The organism is Brevibacillus jepli (assembly GCF_047229145.1).
Lineage (GTDB): Bacteria > Bacillota > Bacilli > Brevibacillales > Brevibacillaceae > Brevibacillus.
This window is the reverse complement of sequence record NZ_JBFEFW010000074.1, coordinates 1-2,713: the sequence shown is the minus strand read 5'-3', so window position 1 is coordinate 2,713 and position 2,713 is coordinate 1. Positions and strand designations below refer to the sequence as shown.

The window sequence follows — 2,713 nt, the reverse complement described above, 5'->3', positions numbered from 1 at the left end:
AAGACGGATGAGACAACGGCCAAAGTCTTGTTCCTGTTCCTCCCGAGAGAAGGACGAGCTTCATGACAAGTCAGTTCCCTTCGCTGAAGCAAGCTGCTTACTCACCCGCTGCAAATCCGTTTCCACCATCATGCGGATCATCTCCTCAAAGCTCGTTTTCGCTTCCCATCCAAGTTTTGACTTTGCTTTCGATGCATCACCAATCAGCACATCGACCTCGGCAGGCCTGAATAATGCCGGATCGCTCTCTACATAATCCTTATAATCCAATCCGACATAACGGAATGCCGTTTCACACAAATATCGTACGTCAACTGTTCTTCCTGTGGCGATGACAAAATCTTCGGGCTGCTCCTGCTGGAGCATAAGCCACATGGCCTCTACATAATCTCCTGCAAATCCCCAATCCCGTCTTGCTTCGAGATTTCCAAGCCTGACGCTGCCCTGAACACCGCAGACGATTCTAGCGACGGCATCGGTCACTTTTCTGGTCACAAAGCGCAAGCTTCGAAGCGGAGATTCGTGATTAAACAAAATGCCGCTGCATGCGAACATGCCATAGCTTTCCCGATAGTTCACGGTCATCCAGTGTCCGAACAATTTGGCGACCCCGTAAGGACTGCGGGGGTAAAAAGGGGTATATTCGCTTTGAATGGGCTGTTGGACAAGACCAAACATTTCACTTGAAGACGCTTGATAAATTTTGCATTGGCTGTTCGATAACCGCGCTGCTTCTAACACATGGAGAACGCCCAGGCCTGTTACATTGCTGGTGAGGATCGGCTGTTTCCATGAAGCTCCTACAAAACTTTGAGCAGCGAGGTTATAGATCTCATCTGGCTGGTTTTCTTTGATCACTTTGATCAGAGAAGAAACGTCGGTCATATCTCCATGAACAAAACGGATATTGTCTGTGATCTTCAATTCGTCAAGACGCCACAATGAAGTTGAACTACGCTGGGGAAGCAGCCCTGCGACCTGGTAACCTTTCTGTAACAAAAATTGTGCCAGATAAGCTCCATCTTGCCCGGTAATCCCTGTAATCAGAGCCGTTGTCATGATGCCTGATCTCCTTTCCTGCTTTATTTAACAAAGGCCATCCTGGTTTCTGGATATCAGCAGATCGAAGTGAGAGTGGATCGTGGGACTGGCAAGCAACTCATCCGGCGAGACTGAAAAAAGGGTCGAATCATGCCGGATGATGTCGATGTGATATCCTCTATCGGTTACCCCCCGCAAGAGCTGAAGACAGTTGAATCCTTGATCTGTCCAGCTTTTTGGATTGAACTCCATAAACAACCTGGGATGATCGGCTCGATCCATAATATTAAGCAGGCATGGCAAAACGTATGGCTCATACCCTTCAATATCTACCTTCAGCACATCGACACGCACATCACCCAGATAGTCTTCGAGATTGATCGCATGGACTTTCACAGGTTTGACAGGATCAACAGCCGACACGGATTCAGCCACTTTTTCACTCAAACTCGCGGAGGCGGCCAAATGATGTGGAACAAATAAGGTTACTTCCTTGTCGCGATCTGCGACCGCAACTGTATGAATCTCCATGTGGTAAAAACCGTTGATCATTTTACTCTTGAACAAGTTGTCATGAAGAAGCGGATTGGGCTCGAAGCAATGCACTTTCCCGGATGTCCCAACCAGTTGGGCTGCGATTAGCGCATAATATCCACAATGAGAACCGATATCACAAACCGTCATGTCAGGGCGAATCGTTTCCCTGAACACATCGGTTACCCACTTCTCCCAAAAACCGCTCATGATAATATGCCCTGACATACTTAAGTCCCGTGTATCTACGTAAATTTTCGGCCCGTAGATCAATTCCGTCAAAACGGTATAATCTCCCATATATGCGTGATTTCGAGTCAATTAAATCCCTCCCTTTCCCTATACTATGAATGTATTGACAAACTGGTTCTGCCCGTTGCAATCACCGTTTTTCCCATCCCCTGATAACAGGTCGAATGATAAAAAACCATCAAATGCCCTCAGACAAACACCCCGTTCAATCCAGCAGCTGTCATCATATAATAATGAATAACGAAAGGGGTGAGATCAATTGGCCGTCATCAACCGTTTCAACACGACCATTAATGGTGCAATTACATTCACAGGCAATACAATCGGTCTGAGCAAACAATTGAATACGAACAACCAGGGGTCCCAGGATGCCATTGGCGCTATGGCAACCCCGAATCTGCTAAGTCAGGTCAATAACTTTCCGCCCGGCACAACCTTGAATTTCCTGGAAAACGCTGCAAGTGCGATTCTATCTTTACCTGCGCAAAGCACCGTACTTTACGCTGAATTGCTCTGGTCCGGCAGCTATCGTGTCTCGGGACAAGATCTGTCCGCATTTATTAACAATAATGTAACGTTCACGACACCTTCGGGCGTCTTTTCGATTCCCTTCGATCCGGTTACTGCCGCAACGATTTTTAATGTGTTCTATGTACGCTCTGCCGACGTGACGTCGATTGTGCAAGCCTCTGGAGCCGGAACGTATACGGTCAGCGGCATCGTGGCGACCACTTCGGCCACGGACAATACGACAAACGCCGGTGGATGGACATTGATGGTCGTCTACGAAAATCCGACGCTTCCGATTCGCAATATGTCGATTTTTGTAACCAGTGAGTTCGTTAGCAGCGGTTCGGGCAGCACACCGTTCGTTATAGCCGGGTTT

At 47.8% G+C, this 2,713-nt stretch carries 4 protein-coding genes; 1 reads left to right on the top strand and 3 read right to left on the bottom strand.

Annotated elements, in window-relative coordinates; all coding sequences use genetic code 11:
* The 3 genes from AB1L17_RS31280 to AB1L17_RS31270 form a co-directional block, all read right to left on the bottom strand.
* A partial coding sequence (locus AB1L17_RS31280; RefSeq protein WP_412848837.1) for a sugar phosphate nucleotidyltransferase occupies positions 1–64 on the bottom strand: 64 nt, incomplete at its 3' end.
* Complete coding sequence (locus AB1L17_RS31275) at positions 61–1,059, bottom strand: GDP-mannose 4,6-dehydratase (RefSeq protein WP_412848911.1); 999 nt, start codon at positions 1,057–1,059, stop codon at positions 61–63. The genes AB1L17_RS31275 and AB1L17_RS31280, both read right to left, overlap by 4 nt.
* Before the next feature lie 27 nt (positions 1,060–1,086).
* Entirely contained in the window at positions 1,087–1,896 is an 810-nt protein-coding gene (locus tag AB1L17_RS31270) for an FkbM family methyltransferase (RefSeq protein WP_412848813.1), read from the bottom strand.
* Between the two features lie 190 nt (positions 1,897–2,086).
* On the opposite strand from AB1L17_RS31270, the gene AB1L17_RS31265 reads away from it, so the two are divergent.
* The coding region (locus AB1L17_RS31265) for a hypothetical protein (protein WP_412848814.1) at positions 2,087–2,713 on the top strand (627 nt) is incomplete at its 3' end.